This is a genomic window from Brevundimonas sp. (genome assembly GCF_027484365.1).
Taxonomy (GTDB): domain Bacteria; phylum Pseudomonadota; class Alphaproteobacteria; order Caulobacterales; family Caulobacteraceae; genus Brevundimonas.
The window spans coordinates 1-19,826 of sequence record NZ_JAIXTC010000022.1; the positions used below are offsets into that span (position 1 = coordinate 1).

Consider the following 19,826-nt stretch of genomic DNA (forward strand, 5'->3'; position numbering starts at 1 on the left):
AGGCCCAGCTCAGCTCCATCGCCCGGCAGCTCAACGAACGACCCAGAAAGACCTTGCTCTATCGGACACCAGCGGAGACCTTCGCCGAGTGTGTTGCAGCGATCAGTTGAGCCCACCGTCTGAAGCGATCATCGCCCCCCGACCCTGAACCGCGCGCCGGGCAGCATGGGAAACGTCACCAGCGAGACGCCTCAAATGCCACGCACGACAGGACGCGAAGCCGACCGTCAGGCTGTCATTTGCCGGCGCTGGATGTAGAGCGCGGCCCCGCCGGCCAGCATCAGGCCGAGCAGGATCATCATCCACTCGCTCATCGTCGGGACTGGCGCGGCCGCGACCTCTGTCACGGTGAAGACCAGGTCAAACGGCCCATTCACTCCACCGAACGGGCTGTTGTAGATGCCGAGCATGCTCCCGCCAGCGTACGGATTGCTCGATGACACCGCGAAAGGCACAATCGTTTGGTCGATCACGAAGGCGTACTGCTGCCCGGCCGTGACCGGCAGGGGCGTGCTCAAGACGATCGTCTGAAAGCCGCTGGTATTGCTTCCGGTGTCCACAAGGTTGACCGTCTGGGACGAGGCGGGTGTCCCAACGCTGCCGTCTGTCCCGCTGCCGGGCCCGCTGTAGAAATGCATCGTGACCGTCGCATTAGAGCGTGGTCGAACCTGAATCTGGGTGACGGTTCCCGTCAGGGTCGCGGTGAAAGACTGTCCGAACCCCGGTTGTCCTCCACTCGTTGAAGTGTCGCCGACGTTCTGCACGATCGTCTGCGCGCTGGCGATGGCGGTCCAGCCCAGCGACAGAGCGACCACGGCTACAAGAACCGGCAAGGCGCGTTTGGCGAAGGCGATCATTTCCAGCACTCCCTGAGCAGCCCGACACTGCCGAGTGCTGAGTCCTCTTCTCCGTCAAAAAACAGGAAAATTGTGAAACTCCGATGACGTCACCCGTCTGCGGGGGACCGCATCTCATCACCCCCCGACCCGAAACCGCGCCCCCGGCAGCATGGGAAACGTCACCAGCGACACCTCCCACAGATCCACGCCCGACAGTACCCGCAACCGCCCGTCCCTGCGCGCCTTCGCCGTCCGGAACCCGATCGACAGCCCGTCCAGCGTCCCCGCCCGGCTCAGCGCCCGGGCATAGCGGGCCTCGGCCGACCAGTCGGCGATCCGGCCCCGGACGAACAGGCCCCGGTCGTCCTCGACGACCTCGTCCCAGACCCCGACCACGGCCCGACTCTCGTGCTGGTGCAGCATCCGCACCCCGCTCGTCCCTGTCCGCTTCAGGCTGTCGGCGAATGCCCCCTTCGCCACAACATCCCCGTTCAGATCCGCAACGCCCCACAGCGAGGCATGGCCCTGGATCTCCAGCCCGGCTTCGATCACCGACGTCATCGGCCGCCCTCCAGCTTGCGCTCGATCCGCTCGACGGCCGCCCGTGTCGCGACGCCCTGCTCCTCCAGCCGCGCCAGCCGCTCGGCCACCAGCCTTTGCTCGCCGACCCTCGCCTCCAGCGTCGCGATCCGCGCCGCCGCACCACCGGCCCACACCAGTCCGCCGATCGTCTGGATCGCCAGCGCAACGGCCAGCGCCGTCGCCATCTTCTTCAGATCGTCCATCAGTCGCCGACCCCCGCCATCCGCCGACGTTCTTCGTCGGTCAGGAAGCTCGCCGCGTTCAGCCGGGCCCACAGCGCATCCCGCTCCGGCTGCAGCGCAGGGATGGCGTCCAGATCCGGTTCGATCCGCACGTCTTCAAACCGTCCGCCCAGCCAGCCACTCAGCGCCCCGGCCATCTTCCTCGCCAGGGGAACCACCGTCCCTCGCCAGAAGGCCGCATTGGCCTCGCGATAGTTCGCATAGGTCGCGTCCCCCGGGATCCCCAGCAGTTGCGGCGGCACCCCGAAGGCCAGGGCGATCTCGCGCGCCGCCGCATGTTTCCCGGCGATGAAGTCCATGTCGGCCGGCGTCATCGACATCGGCTTCCAGTCCAGCCCGCCCTCCAGCACCATAGGCCGGCCGGCGTTCGCCGCCCCGGCATGCGCGTCGCCCAGTTCGGCCTTGAGTGCCATGAACTGGGCCTCGGTCAGCCGTTCGCCGTCCTTCGACGAGAAGACCAGCGCCCCGCTCGGCCTGGCAGCGTTGTCCAGCAGCGCCTTGTTCCAGGCGCCCGACGCATTGTGCACATCGATCGCGAACGCCGCCGCCTCCAGCGGTGAAAACCCGTAGTGATCGTCCGTCGGATGAAACAGCTTCAGGTGCATGACAGGCATCCAGCCGTCCGCCTCCCGCACAATGCGCACCGAGCGTCCGCCGACCGCATATTCATAGGCCTCGGGCCAGCCCTGCCGGCCCGGCGCGACCTGGACCCGGTCCGGCCTCAGGCTCCACAGCTCGGCCGGCGCATCCTCCCCGACTGCCTCGACATAGGCGTTCCCCGCCGTCTGCAACGCACCATAGATGCCCTCCAGCCATTCAGCGCCGGACTGCTCCGGATTGGGCATGGCCAGCAGACGGGCCGCCGGATGGGTGTCGTCCCTGACTCCGCCGGAGAAGACGATCAGCGGCGCCGAGGCCGCCGCTTCGGCAATCATCCGGACGCAGCGATAGGCCACGGGATTCCGATTGAAGCCTTCGCGCGCCAGGCTGGCGTAGTCACGCGGAGTCCAACGCGCCCGACCGGCCCCGGTCAGTGCGATCAGCGGCCCCGCGCGGCTGTGCTTCGCCTCGGGCGCGGCTGGGCCGGCCCGCCATGGAAACAAGGGCATGGTCTCTCCCTGACCGGATCGACCGGTCGCAACTTTTGAATGTTCGTTGTCCGCGCTCAGCCGATCGCCCTGGCCGGTTCGTCAGGATTAGTCGTCGATTGGAATGCAGTCTTCGCCCGCGACTGTTGGGCCTATGCTGCAATGCATCGTGCTTAGCGCATAACCAATCGCTTCAACTCGTTGTTGACTCCGACCCAAGGCCGACCACCGACCAGATCAAAAGTGGTGCCCGGTGTAACGGCACCAGTCACAACTGTATCTGCGACCCCGTAGGTCGCTTCATAGACACTCGCCCCGGCAGGCACGAGGACGTTGGCTACGTCGGCCCCGCGCGTCACCGACGAGCTTGCCGTAATCATGGGGCTGGAGAGGAGTGAGCCCGCTTCGAGCTGAACGCCCCAAGCGTCGACTGGCGCTGTCACGCCCCCTGAGGCCGTCATGAACGAGACGGTCACCAAGGTCCCCGTTACAGTCACAGGGAATACCAGCCGTTGCCACTGAGTGTTCAGGGCGAGGTTGGCGGAAGGCGTATAGCCCGTAGTGTGTGTTTCATTCAGCCTGACGTTGGTCGTCCCCGAAACGGCCCTGACGAAGGCGCTCAGGACATAGGGGCCTGCGCCCCCCGACACGAGTTGATACCACTGCTTCAGCCCGCCATTGAGGGTCAGCCGGACAGCACCCATCCCTCCGGACGGATCGGGATCGGGGCTGGCGGAGGCGGTCGCGCCTGCATCCGCCAGCCAGACGGGGTTCAGAAGCGCGGTCGAGTGCCGCAACAGGTTCGTGGCGGCAGGCTCCAGCAACAGACCCCGGTCCGTGATCCGGGCCACGCCGGTTGCGAAGGGAATAACGGCGCCCGCTGCGGTGAAGGCCGTCCCGGCCCCCGAGCGGGCGAAGCTCAATCCGCCGAGGCCGTCCAACGAGGAGGCGATCTCCCAGCCCCTCTCATACCGGTTCCCGATGACGTCGATCAGAAGTGGGAGCGGATCCGCCCTGCGCATGACGAGGGCCGGCTGACCCAGTTCGATGCCGATCATCAGTCCAGCAGCGCCACGATGTGCGCCGCCGTGGTCCCTGTCGCCAATACCCTGCGGGTCTGTACGGCGACATAGCCGACCGGATGGTTCTTGAGGGTCACCGCCTCCCCGTCCGGCGACGCGACGGGCACGATCTTCAGATCGCCGGCTGAGCCGACGTACAGCGCCTTGGCCAGACTCGGCAGATCTGTGCCATCCGCCGGCGTCACGGCCTCCAGACGGCGGGCCGGCGCCGAGGGCGACGGCGTGAAGGCGGCATAGGCATCCGGAGTGGATGGCATGATCGGTCCCCTGATTTCGGATTATGCGAGTATGGGGCAACGGAGCCTCGCCCCGTCCCGTCCCCTTTCCCGCCTTGCCCAAACTATAGGGGACCAGCGTCACAAGGCGCGGATAAAGCCTCAAAATAAGTCCGGCCCTTGATTCCAAAGGCCGATTTCGACGATCCGTTGATGGGTATCGCCGAACCCAGGTCAGTTCGCCGCCAAAATTCTGTCTTGCTCGATCATCGGCCTTGAAGCCCCGGCGATGGCCGCGATCAACTCGCTGATCTGGATCGGCTTTCCGACATGGCCATCCATCCCGGCACGGGCGCAAGCCTCGACCTGATCGGGCTGCACATTGGCGGTCAGGGCCAGGATCGGCAAGGCGGCGCGGGCCCCTCCCAGGGCACGAATGGCCCGCGTCGCATCCATCCCGTCCATTACGGGCATATGCACGTCCATCAGGATCACGTCGTAGTCGCTCCTGGACGCAGCATCCACCGCCTCGGCGCCATTACAGACCGTGTCCAGCTCGACGCCCCATCCCGACAGAATGATCCGCACCAGCTCACGGTTCGCCGGCGCGTCGTCCGCCAGAAGGATCCGGGTTCCGGGGGCCAGGGCGAGGGCATAGTCCGCCTCTGTCCCGACATCACCTTCGGCCTCAATGAGCGGGATCTCGAACCAGAAGGTCGACCCTTCACCCGGCCGGCTCTCGGCCCCGATCTCCCCGCCCATCAATTCTATCAGCCGGCGCGAGATCGCCAGCCCCAGCCCGGTCCCGCCATAGACCCGCGTCGTCGACGCATCCGCCTGGGTGAACCGGTCGAACAGCCCGTCGATCTTTTCTGGCGCGATGCCGATACCACTGTCGGTGACCGACACGCGCAGCCGCTCCCCGATCGTCCGCAAATCCAGTCGGATCTCGCCCGAAGCCGTGAATTTAACGGCATTCGACAGGAAGTTCAGCGTCACCTGCCGCAACCGCCCCTCATCGCCCATGATCATGTCGGGCAGGGCGGCCGATGTCGTCATCGCCAGCGTCAGTCCCCTGGCCTCGCACTGGGTCTCGATAATGGAGGCCGCCCCCCGCACCATCGCCGCCGGATCAAAGGCCACGGGATCAAGTCCGACGGCATCCGCCTCCAGCTTGGAATAGTCGAGGATGTCGTTGATGACGCTCAACAGGGCCTCCGACGAGGTCGCGATCCGGTCGGCATAGCGCCGCTCAGCCTCGGGCAGGACCTCGCTGGACAGCAACAGACCCGAAAAGCCGATGACACTGGTCAATGGCGTCCGCAGCTCGTGAGACATGTTTGCAAGGAACTCGGACTTCGCCTTCGCCGCAGCCTCGGCCACGTCGCGTGCCGCGATCAGTTCGTCCTCCAGCCGCTTGGTCTCGGTGATGTCGCGCACCACGTCGTGGAACTCCACGACCCGACCGGCCTCGTTCCGGATCAGCGTCGTCCTTGCCTCCATCCAGCGCACTTCACCGGACGCCATCCGCGCCCGGTAGACGAGCCCCGGAAGGACGGTTCCCGGCCGCGCGCGCACCATGTCGCGGAACCGCCGGGTCAGCGCCTGAACGTCCTCTTCAAGGATCAGATGGGTGACCGGACGTCCGACCAGATCACCTGGCGCAATCCCCGTCGCCGCCTCGACGCTCGGCGATATGTACTGGATCAATCCGTCGACGCCATAGGTCACGATGATGTCGCTGGCTCGATCCGCGAGCAGGCGATAGCGGGCCTCGCTGGCCTCAATGCGCTGCTGGCTGCGCACCCGGTCGGTGACGTCCTGGAACACACCGAACAATGCGGTCGTTGTCCCATCCTCGGCCCGCTCCGGCCGGCACTCGGACGTCACGATCCGCTCCTCGCCGTCCTCCCGGATCAGTCGCAACTGGAATCCGCCGCCCTCGCCGGTCTCGATCGCCCGCCTGCAGACCTCGGCGACCACAGGCTGGTCATCAGGGTGGTAACAGCCGACGGCGTCGTCAAAGCTAGGATCAAAGGTCGCCCGGGTCTTGCCGTGGATCCGGTAGACCTCGTCGGACCAGGTCACGCTCCCATCGGCGACATCCAGCTTCCAGCAACCCACCCCGCCGAGCTGCTCCGCCATCCCCAGGGTCTCGACCAGTTCGGCCTGTGCCCGCTCTGCGGCCTTGCGTTCGGTTATGTCTCTGACGTGATCGTGGAACTCGATCACCTTGCATCCGGCCTCGTCCCAGATCGCCCTTGGCGAGGCTTCCAGCCAGATCGTCGTACCGTCCTTGCGGATTGCCCGATATTCATAGCGCGGGGAGATCGTGCCCGGACCCGCCTTCACATAGGCTCGAACGATGGCCTCGACGCGGACGGCTTCCTCGGGCGGAATGAACGTCATGCAGTTCCGCCCGACCATCTCGTCCGGCCGATAACCCATGATCGTCTCGACCGAGGGCGACAGGTAAAGGAAGGTTCCGTCCAGGGCGTATCGCGAGATGATGTCGGTCGCTTTCTCGCTCATCTCGCGGAACAGCGCCTCACTGCGCTCAAGTCTTTCCCGGGTCCTTACGATGTCGGTGACGTCCTGAAAGACGCCGAACAGGGCGATCGGCCGACCGTCATCGCCGGTTTCGGTCCCGGAACGGGTAATGACCCTGCGCTCGCCGCGGTTTGTCAGGCTCAGCCTGAGTTCCAGATTATAGCCCTGACCGGTCGCGATCGCCCGTTCAACGCAGGCGGACAGGATTTCACGGTCTTCCGGATGATAGTCCGCCAGCACGTCGGCATAGCTTGGATCGAAGCTGGCAGGTTCGCGGCCATGGATGCGATAGACTTCGTTCGACCAGTCGACCTTGCCGGTGACGAGATCAAACCGCCAACGGCCCAGACCGGCCAGTTCCTCGGCCATTTCGAGCATCGCTGCTTGTTTGGACTGTCGCCGCAGCAAACGGGCATGGTCGATCTGCTGGCCTGCCAGCTGCGCCAGCAGCTTGAGGCTCTCAATCTGCGCATCGGTGGGTGCAGCTCGGGGCACCGTATCGATCACGCATACGGCACCGTCCTGACCTCCGTCAGCCGTCGTGATCACCGCCCCGGCATAGAATCGTACGCCCTGAACGACCACCAGGCGATTCTCGGCGAAACGGTCGTCGAGAGCGGCATCCTCCACCACCAGAGTCGTACCGGCTTCCGACCCGATCATGTGACGGCAGAAGGACTCCTCCGCCGTCGTCTGATCTTCCCCATAACCCCGGTTGGAACGGAACCATTGGCGCTCGTCATCAAGGGCCGTGATCAGAGCGATCGGAGCGTCGAACATCGCCGCCGCCAGCTCGGTCAATCGATCAAAAGAGTTACTCTTGGACAAGACCGATCTCCATCAAGAAGATCAGGGTTAATCCGCCCTTCCGAACAAAGGGTTATCATGTAACCGGTTTCACCCGCGTTCCTCCAGCCACTCGACGGCTTCGTACTCCACGGCGTCCTCCGGCTCGGCCAGCGCCTCCTCGGAGATCGTCTGCCCGCGGATCGACACGCCCGCCGTATGCACCGACTCCGGATCGCCGGACACGAGGGGATGCCACTCGGCCAGACCGCGCCCCTCATGGATCCGCCTGTACCCGCACGACTTCGGCATCCAACCCAGCGCCTGAATATTCCAGGGCGTCAGCTTGATGCAGTCCGGCACATGCTCCTGGCGGTTCGCGTAGTCGGTGCAGCTGCACAGCTGGCTGTCGAACAACTTGCAATGGACCCGGGTCGGGAACACCTCGCCCGTGTCCTCATCCTCGAACCGGATCAGACAGCACAGTCCGCACCCGTCGCACAGGCTCTCCCACTCCTCGCGGGTCATCTGGTCCAGCCGCTTCGTCTGCCAGAAGGGCTTGGGTTCGGGGGTCGTAAGTTCTACATCCACGCCTCCCCTTAGCCTCCCCGGCTCTCGAAAGCACCCATGGCCCCCCGCTCGTCTCCGAGACCCCCTCTCGTCGCCCTGAAAGACGTCCGTCTCCAGGACGGCCCGCGCCCCCTGTTCGACGGCGTCGACCTGGCCATTGAGCCGCGCACCCGCTCCTGCCTTGTCGGCCGCAACGGCGCCGGCAAATCCACCTTGATGAAGGTCGTCATGGGCCTGATCGAGCCGGACAGCGGAACGCGTTCGATCCAGGGGGCGGTCAAGTTCGCCTATGTGCCGCAGGAGCCGCTGATCGCGGGCGACACCCTGCTGGACTACGCCACCTCGAACGGCGCCGAACACTGGACGGCGGAAGCCTGGCTCGAGACCTTCGGCATGGATCCGAACAAGTCCACCAAGGGCCTGTCCGGCGGTGAGATCCGGCGGGCAGCCCTCGCCAAGGCTTTCGCCGAGGAGCCGGACCTGCTGCTGCTGGATGAGCCGACCAACCATATGGACATCATGGCGATCGAGCTCCTGGAGACGGAGATCATCAACGCCAAATGCGCCGCCCTGATCGTCTCCCACGACCGCGCATTCCTGAACCGCGTCACCCAGTCCTGCCACTGGCTTGAGGGCCGCAAGGTCCGCACCCTGAACAAGGGCTTCGACGCCTTCGACGAATGGGCCGCCAAGACGATGGAAGAAGAGGCCATCGCCTTCCAGAAGCTGACCAAGACCATTGAGCGCGAGACCGCGACCTTCTACAGCTCCATCACCGCCCGCCGCAGCCGCAACGAAGGTCGGGCCCGCTCGCTCGACGCCCTGCGCGCCGAACGTGCGGAACAGGCGAAGGACCGGCCGCGCGAAATGCAGCTCGGCGTCGATTCCGGAGGAACGTCCGGCAAGCTGGTCGCCGACCTCAAGGGCGTCACCAAATCCTTCGGCGACCGCGTCGTCATCAAACCCTTCACCAGCCGCATCCTTCGCGGCGACCGACTGGCCATCGTCGGCCCGAACGGCGCAGGCAAGACCACCCTGGTCAAGATCATGCTCGGCGAGCTTGAGCCGACAGAAGGCACGGTCAAACTCGGAGCCAGTCTGGAGACCGTCTACCTCGACCAGTCCCGCGACGGCCTGAAGTCCGACATGACCCTGTGGGACGCCCTGACGCCCGGCGGCGGCGACTCGATCATCGTGCGCGGCTTCTCCAAGCACGTCGCCGCCTACGCCAAGGACTTCCTGTTCACCGACGCCCAGCTGCGCCAGCCGATCTCGACCCTGTCGGGCGGCGAGCGCAATCGCCTGCTTCTGGCGATCGCCCTGGCCAAGCCTGCCAACATGCTGGTCCTCGACGAACCGACCAACGACCTCGACATGGACACGCTCGACAAGCTGGAAGAGCTGCTTGAGCAATACGACGGCACCCTGATCCTGGTCAGCCACGACCGCGACTTCGTCGACCGTCTGGCGACCTCGACCATCGGCATGAACGGCCGGGGCGACATCGTCGAGACCCCCGGCGGCTGGACCGACTTCATCGGGCAGAACCCCGATTTCCTGAAGCCGAAGCCGGCCGGCACGGCCGCGTCAAAACCAGCCGTCACCACGCCCGCGCCCCCGCCGGTTCCCGCCGCCAAGGGCAAGCTGTCCTTCAAGGACCAGCACCGACTCAAGGAACTGGACGCCCTGATCCACACCCTGCCCGCCGACATCGCCGCCCACCAGAAGCGCCTCGACGACGTCAACTTCTACTCCCGCGATCCCTCCGGCTTCGCCTCCACCATGAAGGCCCTCGAAGCCGCACAGGAGAAGCTCAACTCGGCCGAGGAGGAGTGGCTCGAGCTGGAAGCCAAACGTGAGGCGCTCACGACCGGCTGAGCGGATTCTGTGGACAAGACAGAACGCTGATCGGCAAGCAGAAACCTCGTCCGTCCACAGAGGTTAACGCGGTTATGCACCGGCTCCACCTTGATCCTGCACAGCCCCCTCGCACCCCCTTCTTGCTGCCTCCCGCATTTGGAGCGAGCTTGACTAGGCCGAGGGACACGGCGGCGCGGAAATCCAGGGAGACCGGGGTTTCAAGCGGGTCGGTCCGGCTCTCTGACCAAGGGTTCCAAGGGCGCTTTCGGGCGATGGCGGAAAGACCGGGCAGGGTCCAGGCTCCCGACACGGAACGCTTCAGCGGGAAGGGTCATGGAGAACCAGGCCAGGATCGATGGACGACGCGAGGGTCAAAAGCCCGGACGGAACGCCATCGGACAGGAGCCGCCAGGATACAGCCAACCGCCTCCGGGTTCGCTCGCGGGCGCCGACGCCAAGGCCCTGAACCTCAATGGCCAAGTCCCAACCCGGACTTGGTGGGGGGACGTGAATACCGGCTCGACCGGGTTCCCGTCCCCTCGCTCAATTCCGGGCCAGGCTTTAGCGAGCAAAGGCTCGGGCGCGGCTTCCCTTCCCTTGCATCCCCTCCGGCCCTAGTTTGGGGCCATGCACCCTCGCACGACTCATTCCGTCGTCAGCCGCCGCCTCGTTCTCGCGGGTGGCGTCGCCGTGACCGCAATAGGTCTGGCCTCTTGCGGTGACTCGCAGGCCCCTGTCGACGACCAGGGCCGGGTGCGCATCCGGTTCGCAACGGATTGGCGAGCCCAAGCCGAGCACGGCGGCTTCTACCACGCCCTCGCGTCCGGCGCCTATGAGCGCCGTGGCCTGAACGTCCAGATCATCCAGGGCGGTCCGGGTGTGAACGTGCCCCAGCTTCTGGCGTCCGGCGCCGTCGAGCTCGGAATGGGCTCCAACAGCTTTATCCCTCTGAACCTTGTCGCTGAAGGCGCGCCGGTGAAGGCCGTAGCCGCCTTCTTCCAGAAGGACCCCCAGGTTCTGATCGCTCATCCGGACCCTGACCTGACCGGCATCGCCGACCTGGCCGGCAGGCCCTTCCTTCTCGCCGACGCCTCGATCACCGCCTTCTGGGTCTGGCTCAAGGCCAAATACGGCTTCACCGACGACCAGGTCCGTAAGTATAACTTCAACCCGGCCCCCTTCCTCGCGGACGAACGCGCCGTGCAGCAGGGCTATCTGACCTCCGAGCCCTATACGATCGAGAAGGAGGCGGGCTTCGAACCCCGCGTCTTCCTCCTCGCCGATGAGGGCTATCCCTCCTACGCTACCATGGTGATGTCGCCCGACGGGTTCGCCCGTGACAATTCAGCGGCGCTGCGAAGTTTCATCGCAGCCTCGGCCGAAGGTTGGCGCGACTACATCCGGGGCGACCCGGCGGCGGCGAACGCACTGATCAAACAGGCCAATCCTGAGATGACCCAGGACGTCCTTGACCAGGCCCGGACCAAACTCAGCGAGAATGGCATCGTCGATTCCGGCGACGCCGCCCTGTACGGCCTCGGCGCCATGACGGCCGAGCGATGGCAGGCCTTCTTCGACGTGACCTCACAGGCGGGAGTTTATCCCGCCGATCTGCGCTGGCGCACCGCCTTCACTGACGACTTCCTGCCCGGCCGTGGCTGACGAAGGCAGGGCGGCGGTCGCCGGCCTTTCGAACGTCAGGATGGACTATCCCGGCCGTGCCGCTCTGGGACCGCTGGACCTGACGATCGGTCCACGCGAGATCGTGGCGGTCGTCGGCGCCTCGGGAGCCGGAAAGTCCACGGTGCTTCGGCTCCTCGCCGGCCTCGAGCGCCCTGCGTCCGGTACTGTGATCCGCATCGGCGAGCCTGATCGCACGGGTTTCGTCTTCCAGAACCCGACCCTGATGCCGTGGGCCGACGCCCGCACGAATGTCGCCCTGCCGCTTGAGTTGTCGGGCACCCCCGTCGCCGACGCCCGCCGCCGCGCCGACCTCGGCCTCCGCGCCGTGGGCCTCGGCGATCGCACCACAGCCTACCCGCGCCAGCTCTCCGGGGGCATGGCCATGCGCGTCTCACTCGCCCGCGCCCTGTCGGTCGAACCTGACCTCCTATTGCTCGACGAACCCTTTGCCGCGCTCGACTCCATCACCCGGCGCGGCCTGATCGAGGACCTGCACCGTCTCTGGGCCGACCGGTCCGTGGCCGTGGTCTTCGTCACCCACGACGTGGAGGAGGCGGCCTATCTGGCTGGCCGGGTCGTCGTCCTGTCCGCCGCAGACGGCCGGACTGTCGCCGACCTCCCCATGCCCGGCCCCCTGCCCCGGCCTGAAGGCTGGCGCCGCGAGCCTGCCTGTCGCGAGGCTGTCGAGGCGCTCGCCGAAGCCCTTGCGAAATCCATGGAGCGGACGTCGTGAGACGCCTGCTGGACGCCATGCCTGCCCTGGCGCTGACAGCGATCCTGCTGGCGATCTGGGAGGCCGCCTGCCGCCTGCTGCATGTGCCGGTCTACTTCCTTCCCCCGCCGAGCGACGTCGTCCGCGCCCTGATCGACAACGGCGCGATCCTCGCCGGCTCGGCGCTCCAGACCTTCTGGATGGCGCTCAAGGCCCTGATCGTGGCGACCCTGATCGGCGGCGGTCTCGCCGTCAGCGTTTCCCTCAGCCGACAGGCGGAGCGCGCTGTCGCCCCGCTGGCCGTAACGCTTCAGGTCACGCCGGTCGTCGCCATAGCGCCTCTTGTGCTGATCTGGTTCGGCCTTGACCATGCCGATCGAGCCGTCACCGCCCTCGCCACCGCAATAGCCTTCTTCCCCATCTTTTCCGGCGTCCTGACCGGATTGAAGTCCGCCGATCCGGATCTTGAACGGCTGTTTGACCTGCATGCCGCCACGCCCCTGCAACGTCTCTGGCGGCTACGTCTCCCGTCAGCCCTCCCCTTCGCCCTCGAAGGCCTGAGAGTCGCGGCCGGTCAGGCAGTGGTCGGCGCCGTCGTGGCCGAGTTCGTTTCCGGCTCAGGGGCCGCACAGGGCCTGGCCTGGCGTCTGCTTGAGGCGGGGAACCGCCTGCGCACCGCCGAGCTCCTCGCCGCCCTCGTCTGCCTCGCCATCCTCGGCCTGGCGCTTAATGGCGCTACGCGGCTGATCGAGCGCCGCCTGCTGCGCAATCAGGCCTGAAGTCTTTACGTCTGTTAGCGCGGGGTTAAGCCGGGATCGCCTACGCTTCCCGATACGTTCCACTCGAACGGGAGCCTCGCCTTTGCCGCACCGCGCCCCTCGCATCCTGACCCTGGCTCTGGCGACGGCCGGCGCCTGCCTCGCGACGTCGGGCGCCGAGGCCCAGTCCGCCTCCCAGCCAGCTCCTGTGACGGGACGCTACCTGACGTGGGCCAATCGACCAGCGGGCACGACCCCGGCCGATGTCGCCGCCGTCCAGGCGCGCGCGCGTACAGCCATGATTCCCCGTCGGGTCGCGCCGTCCCAGGCGCCCTACCGTCCCATGCTGCAGCCGACATCGACGCCCGTTCCTGCCTCTCGCGGCCTGACCCCCGCAAGCGCCTGGCTAGGCCCCCGGGTCGTCCCGGCCTATGCGCCCGGCTCGCCAGACCCGCTGGCCTATGCCACGACTGAAATGGCTGCCCCGATCCCCGCGCCGTCCACGCCGGTCGAACGCGCCGCCGTCGACCCCATGGCCCCCCGCCGCGACGCCCCGGTCTTCAGTCTCCCGCGCCAGGCCGCCGCCCCGACAGGCCAGGCCCCGGCGTCGCAACCGACGTCGCAACCGGCCGCGGCCGATCCGAACGATCCCATGGCTCCGCGACGCGACGCCCGCATCTTCCAGATGCAGCAGGGGCCGACCGACGGCCAGGAACAGGCCGCGCTCACGGCGCCGAGCCAGCCGGCGCCCGCCGGCGAGGCCTCGGTCCAGGCGGGTCAATCCGGCGCCCGTTACTATTCGGTACACCGCGACGCGGGCCATCGCCCCGACCCCACCGCCCTTCCCGAGCCCGTCTATTTCGACAGCGTTACTCTGGACCTCGCCGAGCCGCCGGAGAACGAGCCCCAGACGCGCGACTCACAGGGCCGCCGCCGAATCGTCCCCAACAACGATCCGAGCCTGCCATGACCGACCCCGACTTCGCCCCGGTCGAAACCGGATCGCGCCTGCCTGATCTGGTCATGCTGGCCCAGGAAACCTCAAGCGAGAAACGCCGCGCCCTGCTGCGCGAGCTGACTGAACATTTCTTCGGCGCTGGCCAGCGCAGCGCCGCGGAGGACGCCCTTTACGACTCCGTCCTGAGCGACCTCACCTCCGAGATGGAGACCGCCGTCCGCGCAGAGCTGTCGGCCCGTTTCGCACTTTCACCCGACGCCCCGCGTGGCCTGATCCGTCGGCTCGCCAATGACGAGGTGGCGGTTGCCGAGGCTGTCCTGCGGGCCTCCACGGTACTGACCGACGACGATCTGCTCGGCATTGTCCGCTCCAAGGGTCAGGAACACCTGCGGGCAGTATCCGAACGCGCGAGCGTGTCCGAGGCCGTCTCCGACGTCATCGTCGAACGTGGCGACGACGAGACCCTCGGGACCCTGCTCCGCAACGACGGGGCCCGCCTGTCCCGTGCGGCGACTGAGACAGCCGTTGAACGCGCCAAGGTCAATCCGGCGCTTCACGAGGCGACGGTCCAGCGAAAGGGCCTGCCCGCCGACCTGCTGAATGACATGTATTTCGTGGTCGAGGCCCGGCTACGCCAGCAGATCCTCGAACAGAACGCCGCCATGGACCCGGCCCTGCTGGAAAGCGCTCTGGCCGCGGGGCGCGCCCGCGTGGCGACCGGGGATGGTTCCCTGCCGTCCGACTACTCCGAATGCCTCGCCTATGTGGAGGAGCTCAAGGCGGCCAATCAGCTCAGCCCGACCATGCTGGCACGTTTCCTCCGTTCGGGCAGCCGAACGTCATTCCTGATCGCTCTGGCCCAGCTGGCCGACGTGGACTTCCACACCGCCAGCCAGATCGTGGAGAAAAAGGAGCTCGACGCTCTGGCGGTCATTTGCAAGGCGGCCGATCTGGACCGGTCCCTGTTCCTGACCTTCGCCGTGGTCATCATCGGCGGCGAAGACAATGCGATGGGCAAGGCGCACAGTTACGCCAAACTCTATGCCGAGCTACAGCGAGACGCGGCTCTTCGCACCCTGCGTTTCTGGCGGATGCGCCGGGGCACGGCGACCGCCGCCTGAAACAGAAGCGCCCGCCTCCTTGCGGAGACGGGCGTCTGATATTCACCGGATCCGGAAACTACTTCTTGGCGCGGGGCGCGCGGGCCGGTTTGCGGCCGCCCTGGCCGAGACCCATCTGCTTGGCCAGGTCAGAACGGGCCTTGGCGTAGTTCGGGGCGACCATCGGGTAGTCCTTCGCCAGACCCCACTTGGCGCGGTACTCTTCCGGGCTCATGTCGTATTTGGTGCGCAGGTGGCGCTTCAGCGACTTGAACTTGCGGCCGTCTTCCAGACAGATCAGGAAATCCGGGCTGATCGACTTGCGGATCGGCACGGCAGGTTCCTTGACCTCGGGCTCGACCTCGACAATGCCGGTTGAAACCTGGGACAGGGCGGCGTGGATATTGGAAATCAACGACGGCAGGTCGTTGGCCGACACGCTGTTGTTTCCGACATAGGCCGACACGATGTCCGCCGTCATTTCCAGAAGTTCGGACCGTTCGTCCAGTCTTGCAGCGTCCACGAGCTTTTCCTTGCCTAATCTTGCCGGACAGTGGCGATTGTGGTTTCGGTAAATACGGATGTTCGGCGCTGAAAGCAATGCGCGTCTGAACTCAATGCATCAGAAAGTCGTCGAACAACCCTGCAGGTCTGTATTCAGTCCGGCCGCATGGGGCAGGTTCAGCGCCCGAAGTTTTCCGCCAGGGCCATCATTGCCGCACGTTCGGGCGTGGAATAGTCGTCCAGAGCCTGGCTGTCGCCTTCACGGATCGCCCTCAGCAGGTCAGGCGACAGGGCCGATGACAGTGACCAATTCCAGTAACGAAGCACGGTCTGGGCCCGATCGACTGCCAACATCTCATAGGTCACCTGCACGCGATCCCAGTCAGGATGCACGCGCCCATCGGGCAAGGTCTCGGGTCGCCGGACAGACCTCCACAGATTCTGCAGATCGACGCGGGACATGCCGGTCGCCTTGCACAGGATGGCCAGGGGCTCACCGCCGACGTCGCCCATGATCTTGGCGCCGGTCAGCGGCTTGACGCCGGCGAGATAGGCGATCTCGGCCGCAACCTCCCGGCTCAGTCCATCCCGGGCAGCGACAGTGACGGCCTGCTCCAGGCTGTCGTAGGGGCTCTTGTCGATGGCTGCCCGGTTCCTCTGGCGTCGCTCGATGAACTGCAGGGCTTTGCGGGACACCGGATCCTGCCACCCCTCCGCAGCGGCCATTGCGAAGACGTCCTCGACCACCTCCTGCATGACTTCGCGGCTGACGGCGAAACGCTGCAGAATGATCTTGCGATCCTCGGCCGAGGCCCACCAGAACATCACATAGGCGCCGGACGGACGAAGCTCGGGCCGCCGCAACAGATGGCCGCAAAGCACCGGCATCTGACGGCTCAGGGCCACGGCGGCCTCGACCCCGCTCTGGGACAGGCGTGCTGTAGTGTTGCGCAACAGGCATTCGATCACGCCCTGCTCGCCGAAGCTGATCAGGGTCTCGGTCACCACCTCGGCCAGACCGCGACGGCCGGCCATCAGGAAGCGGTGCTCAGTCCCCGTGTCGCGGGCGCAGGAGACCAGGTCGGCGTCGGTCAGGGAGGCGCACTGCTCCAGCAGAAGGCCGGCGATGGCCGGATCGTCCCTCAACAGCATCCGCGCCAGACTGTTCGGCAACTCGGCCAGGGGCGCCAGCCTCGTCGCGACCCTCTGGCGCTCTCGCGGGGCCGCAAGCCGCAACATCTCGACCAGCAGATCTCCGGTCACCGAGCGCTCGAAGGCGTTGACCCGACTGCCGGGCAGAGACACGACGTCGGCCAGTCGCTTCAACAACGCATGCCGCGCCCGGAAAGCGGGCTGAGGAGCCTCTGGAGCTGGAACGGTCGCCGGATCGGACATGACGCCGCGAGACTAACGTTGCGCGGGTTAACCGGCGGTGACGGTTACAGCCCCTCGAACAGCGCCGTCGACAGATAGCGCTCCGCGAAGCTGGGAATGATGGCGACGATCGTCTTCCCTGCATTTTCGTCCAGTCCGGCCAGGCGGAAGGCGGCGGTCAAGGCGGCGCCGGACGAGATACCGACCGGGATGCCTTCGACGCGAGCTACCTTGCGAGCCATCTCGAAACTGTCCTCGTTGGAGACCTGTTCGACGCCGTCGATGATCGAGCGGTCGACGATAGCGGGAATGAAGCCCGCGCCGATCCCTTGAATCTTGTGCGGCCCTGGCTCGCCGCCGGACAGGACCGGCGAGGCGGTGGGCTCGACCGCGATCATCCTTATCGACGACTTCTTCGCCTTCAGCGCCTGGCCCACGCCCGTGATCGTGCCGCCGGTTCCGACGCCGGCGACGACGATGTCCACCGCGCCCGCCGTGTCGTTCCAGATCTCTTCCGCCGTGGTCGCGCGGTGAATGGCGGGATTGGCGGGGTTCTCGAACTGCGACGGACTGACAGCGCCGGGAGTGTGTTCCAGCAGCTCGGTCGCCATCGCGATCGCGCCCTTCATCCCCTTCTCGGCAGGGGTCAACACCAGTTCGGCGCCCAGGAGGGCCAGCATCTTGCGACGTTCGATCGACATCGACTCGGGCATGACCAGGATAAGGCGATAGCCCTTGGCCGCGGCCACGAAGGCCAGGGCGATGCCGGTGTTGCCGCTGGTCGGCTCGATCAGGATGCTGCCCGCAGCGATCCTGCCCGAGGCTTCCAGCGCCTCGATCATCGCCACCCCGATCCTGTCCTTCACGGAGGCGATGGGGTTGAAGAACTCCAGCTTGGCAAGCACGCGCGCCTTCGGCGAATACTCGGCGGACAGACGCGGAAGACCGACGAGGGGCGTGTCACCGATGGTGTCGATGATCGAGTCATAGACCTTGCCTCGACCATGGGTGGCGCGGGCGTTGGGGGCGGTGTCGGACATGGGGAGCTCCGGGTCGAAATATGCACCGTCGAAAACACTCTGCGGATCGTGCGCATCATGCGGTTGGACAGGGCGCGACCGAGACCGCGCACCTCGTGACATAGGCCGTCGTCCATCGTGCACAAGCCAGATTATCTGATCCCCACCCAGCGAAATGCTCTATCCGCTCCCAACGGCGCGGCCCAGGCGGGTGCTGATGGACGCTCTGGTTCCGCCCGACATCCGTCGACGGGTTCGGCTTCGCTTTTGCTCTCTTCCGGGCCTATGCTCATGGCAGGGGGAGGGCGACGCGGTGATCGACTATGACCTGGACGAGGACGGCAGCGTCCTGTTGTCCTCCATCGTCAACAGTCCGATCGCCTCGGTGATCAGCAATCCGCGCTTGCCAGACAATCCAATCATCGCAGTCAACCAGGCGTTCTGTGACCTGACCGGGTATGATGATGACGAAATCGTGGGGCGGAACTGCCGCTTTCTGGCCGGACCGGCGACAGAGCCCTGGCTGACCGAACGCATCCGTCAGGGCACGCGGGACCGGAAACCGACCCTGGTCGAAATCCTGAACTACAAGCGAGACGGTCAGCCGTTTCGCAACGCCGTCCTTGTCGCTCCCGTATTCCTGCCCGACGGAGAGCTGGAGTATTTCATCGGCTCCCAGGTCGAATTGGATCAGGACGCCGTCGGCCCGTCGTCCAGCCGCCACCACCAGGCCGTCGAGGTGGTGAGGACCCTGTCACCTCGCCAACGCGAGGTGCTGCAGCAGATCGCTGCCGGGTACCGCAGCAAACAGATCTCGTTCCACCTGGGCCTCAGCGAGAAGACGGTCAAGATGCACCGCGCCCTGATCCTGGAAAAGATCGGCACCCATAATATCGCCGACGCCATCCGGTTGGCAGTCGAGGCCGGTCTTTAGTAACCGATGCTTCTGTGGGCGCCTGAATACGGCCTAAAGGCCGTATGGAAAGGAACCTCCGAATGGCTGAAGTCTTCCCCGGCAAGGCCCGACCGGGCCCTTCGGAGGAAACACTGCCATGCCGACCATCGAGATCGGGCAATACCTGCTCGTTTACAACGCCTTCTCATTCACATTCGCCACAATGGCCGCGGCGACGCTGTTCCTGTGGTTTGGCCGGTCCCAGGTCGGACCCGCCTACAAGACAGCCCTGACCATTTCCGGTCTGGTGACGGCCATCGCGGCCTATCACTATTTCCGCATCTTCGAGAGCTGGGAGTCCGCCTACGAGGTCCGCGACGGCGTCATCACCGTGACGGGCCTGGCGTTCAACGACGCCTATCGCTATGTCGACTGGCTCCTGACTGTGCCGCTTCTTCTGATCGAACTGATCCTGGTTATGCGCCTCAGCCAGGAAGAGACGATGTCGAAGTCCCTCAAGCTGGGCTTTGCCGCAGCCTTGATGATCATCCTGGGCTATCCGGGCGAGATCGCCGACGACAATACGACCCGGGCAATCTGGGGAACGCTGTCGAGCATTCCGTTCGTCTATATCGTCTGGGAATTGTTCAAGGGTCTGGGCGCCTCGATCGAGCGTCAGCCTGAAAGCGTTAAGGGACTGATCAAGAAAGCCCGACTGCTGACGTTTGCGTCGTGGGGCTTCTATCCGATCGTTTACATGATCCCCTACACCAACATCGGCGGGGCCGCCGCCGAGACCTATGTCCAGGTCGGCTACACGATCGCAGACATCGTCGCCAAGGCCGGTGTCGGCGTGCTGGTCTATCTCATCGCCGTCCGCAAATCGCGGGCCGAATACGGAGAAGCCGCCTACGAAACCGCCAAGGCCTGATCGGCCAATCGCACGAACCGTCCGGACAGGCCGAACGCCTGTCCGGGCATCGTGCCAACAGAAGGCATTGCCATGTCC

The 19,826-nt window shown here is 65.8% G+C and carries 19 protein-coding genes and 1 pseudogene; 9 read left to right on the forward strand and 11 right to left on the reverse strand.

Annotated features, from left to right (window positions below; genetic code table 11):
- Positions 1 to 110: pseudogene (locus tag Q0044_RS11035) on the forward strand (IS30 family transposase); the annotation flags it as partial.
- 117 nt (positions 111 to 227) lie between these two features.
- Here the strand turns inward: Q0044_RS11035 and Q0044_RS11040 are convergent.
- The 8 genes from Q0044_RS11040 to Q0044_RS11075 all read right to left on the reverse strand — a co-directional run bounded on the left by Q0044_RS11040 (position 228) and on the right by Q0044_RS11075 (position 7,912).
- Positions 228 to 857, reverse strand: coding sequence for an IPTL-CTERM sorting domain-containing protein (locus Q0044_RS11040; protein WP_298162223.1), 630 nt, complete (start codon positions 855 to 857; stop codon positions 228 to 230).
- Positions 858 to 974: 117 nt separating this feature from the next.
- Positions 975 to 1,400: an HK97 family phage prohead protease gene (locus Q0044_RS11045; RefSeq protein WP_298162224.1), complete on the reverse strand. Its 426-nt coding sequence runs from the start codon at positions 1,398 to 1,400 to the stop codon at positions 975 to 977.
- Positions 1,397 to 1,624 carry a hypothetical protein gene (locus tag Q0044_RS11050; RefSeq protein ID WP_298162225.1) on the reverse strand — a complete coding sequence of 76 codons (228 nt, stop codon included), beginning with the start codon at positions 1,622 to 1,624 and terminating at the stop codon, positions 1,397 to 1,399. The genes Q0044_RS11045 and Q0044_RS11050 overlap by 4 nt, the downstream gene beginning before the upstream one ends.
- The gene (locus tag Q0044_RS11055) at positions 1,624 to 2,772 is read right to left on the reverse strand and encodes a phage portal protein (RefSeq protein WP_298162226.1); all 1,149 of its coding nucleotides are present in this window, start codon (positions 2,770 to 2,772) and stop codon (positions 1,624 to 1,626) included. The genes Q0044_RS11050 and Q0044_RS11055 overlap by 1 nt, the downstream gene beginning before the upstream one ends.
- Before the next feature lie 152 nt (positions 2,773 to 2,924).
- A complete protein-coding gene (locus Q0044_RS11060; protein WP_298162228.1) occupies positions 2,925 to 3,809 on the reverse strand; it encodes a phage head spike fiber domain-containing protein in 885 nt (294 codons plus the stop codon).
- Positions 3,809 to 4,090 (reverse strand): spike base protein, RCAP_Rcc01079 family, encoded by a 282-nt coding sequence (locus tag Q0044_RS11065; RefSeq protein WP_298162229.1) that lies wholly within the window; start codon positions 4,088 to 4,090, stop codon positions 3,809 to 3,811. The genes Q0044_RS11060 and Q0044_RS11065 overlap by 1 nt, the downstream gene beginning before the upstream one ends.
- A 192-nt stretch (positions 4,091 to 4,282) precedes the next feature.
- Positions 4,283 to 7,426, reverse strand: a complete 3,144-nt coding sequence (locus tag Q0044_RS11070; protein ID WP_298162231.1) for a PAS domain S-box protein — start codon at positions 7,424 to 7,426, stop codon at positions 4,283 to 4,285.
- 69 nt (positions 7,427 to 7,495) lie between these two features.
- Positions 7,496 to 7,912 carry a YcgN family cysteine cluster protein gene (locus tag Q0044_RS11075; RefSeq protein ID WP_524536172.1) on the reverse strand — a complete coding sequence of 139 codons (417 nt, stop codon included), beginning with the start codon at positions 7,910 to 7,912 and terminating at the stop codon, positions 7,496 to 7,498.
- Positions 7,913 to 8,011: 99 nt separating this feature from the next.
- On the opposite strand from Q0044_RS11075, the gene Q0044_RS11080 reads away from it, so the two are divergent.
- The 6 genes from Q0044_RS11080 (at position 8,012) to Q0044_RS11105 (ending at position 15,046) form a co-directional block, all read left to right on the forward strand.
- Positions 8,012 to 9,832, forward strand: a complete 1,821-nt coding sequence (locus tag Q0044_RS11080) for an ABC-F family ATP-binding cassette domain-containing protein (protein WP_298162234.1) — start codon at positions 8,012 to 8,014, stop codon at positions 9,830 to 9,832.
- Positions 9,833 to 10,441: 609 nt separating this feature from the next.
- Positions 10,442 to 11,476 (forward strand): ABC transporter substrate-binding protein, encoded by a 1,035-nt coding sequence (locus tag Q0044_RS11085; RefSeq protein ID WP_298162235.1) that lies wholly within the window; start codon positions 10,442 to 10,444, stop codon positions 11,474 to 11,476.
- A 40-nt stretch (positions 11,477 to 11,516) separates the two neighbouring features.
- Positions 11,517 to 12,230 (forward strand): ABC transporter ATP-binding protein, encoded by a 714-nt coding sequence (locus tag Q0044_RS11090; protein WP_298162407.1) that lies wholly within the window; start codon positions 11,517 to 11,519, stop codon positions 12,228 to 12,230.
- Complete coding sequence (locus Q0044_RS11095) at positions 12,227 to 12,988, forward strand: ABC transporter permease (protein ID WP_298162238.1); 762 nt, start codon at positions 12,227 to 12,229, stop codon at positions 12,986 to 12,988. Before Q0044_RS11090 ends, Q0044_RS11095 begins: the two co-directional genes overlap by 4 nt.
- Positions 12,989 to 13,070: 82 nt before the next feature.
- On the forward strand, positions 13,071 to 13,937 hold the full coding sequence (locus Q0044_RS11100) for a hypothetical protein (protein WP_298162239.1): 867 nt from the start codon (positions 13,071 to 13,073) through the stop codon (positions 13,935 to 13,937).
- Complete coding sequence (locus Q0044_RS11105; RefSeq protein WP_298162240.1) at positions 13,934 to 15,046, forward strand: DUF2336 domain-containing protein; 1,113 nt, start codon at positions 13,934 to 13,936, stop codon at positions 15,044 to 15,046. Before Q0044_RS11100 ends, Q0044_RS11105 begins: the two co-directional genes overlap by 4 nt.
- 58 nt (positions 15,047 to 15,104) lie before the next feature.
- Here the strand turns inward: Q0044_RS11105 and Q0044_RS11110 are convergent, their stop codons facing one another.
- From Q0044_RS11110 to cysK, 3 genes are all read right to left on the reverse strand, one after another.
- Entirely contained in the window at positions 15,105 to 15,506 is a 402-nt protein-coding gene (locus tag Q0044_RS11110; RefSeq protein WP_524536173.1) for a Ros/MucR family transcriptional regulator, read from the reverse strand.
- Between the two features lie 200 nt (positions 15,507 to 15,706).
- Complete coding sequence (locus Q0044_RS11115) at positions 15,707 to 16,924, reverse strand: DUF2336 domain-containing protein (RefSeq protein ID WP_298162241.1); 1,218 nt, start codon at positions 16,922 to 16,924, stop codon at positions 15,707 to 15,709.
- 44 nt (positions 16,925 to 16,968) lie between these two features.
- Entirely contained in the window at positions 16,969 to 17,943 is a 975-nt protein-coding gene (gene cysK / locus Q0044_RS11120; protein ID WP_298162242.1) for a cysteine synthase A, read from the reverse strand.
- Positions 17,944 to 18,235: 292 nt separating this feature from the next.
- Here cysK and Q0044_RS11125 point away from each other — a divergent pair, with 292 nt between their 5' ends.
- Together Q0044_RS11125 and Q0044_RS11130 are read left to right on the forward strand one after the other, a co-directional pair.
- Entirely contained in the window at positions 18,236 to 18,856 is a 621-nt protein-coding gene (locus tag Q0044_RS11125) for a LuxR C-terminal-related transcriptional regulator (protein ID WP_298162243.1), read from the forward strand.
- A gap of 118 nt (positions 18,857 to 18,974) precedes the next feature.
- A complete protein-coding gene (locus Q0044_RS11130; RefSeq protein WP_298162244.1) occupies positions 18,975 to 19,748 on the forward strand; it encodes a bacteriorhodopsin-like in 774 nt (257 codons plus the stop codon).
- Positions 19,749 to 19,826: the final 78 nt, after the last annotated feature.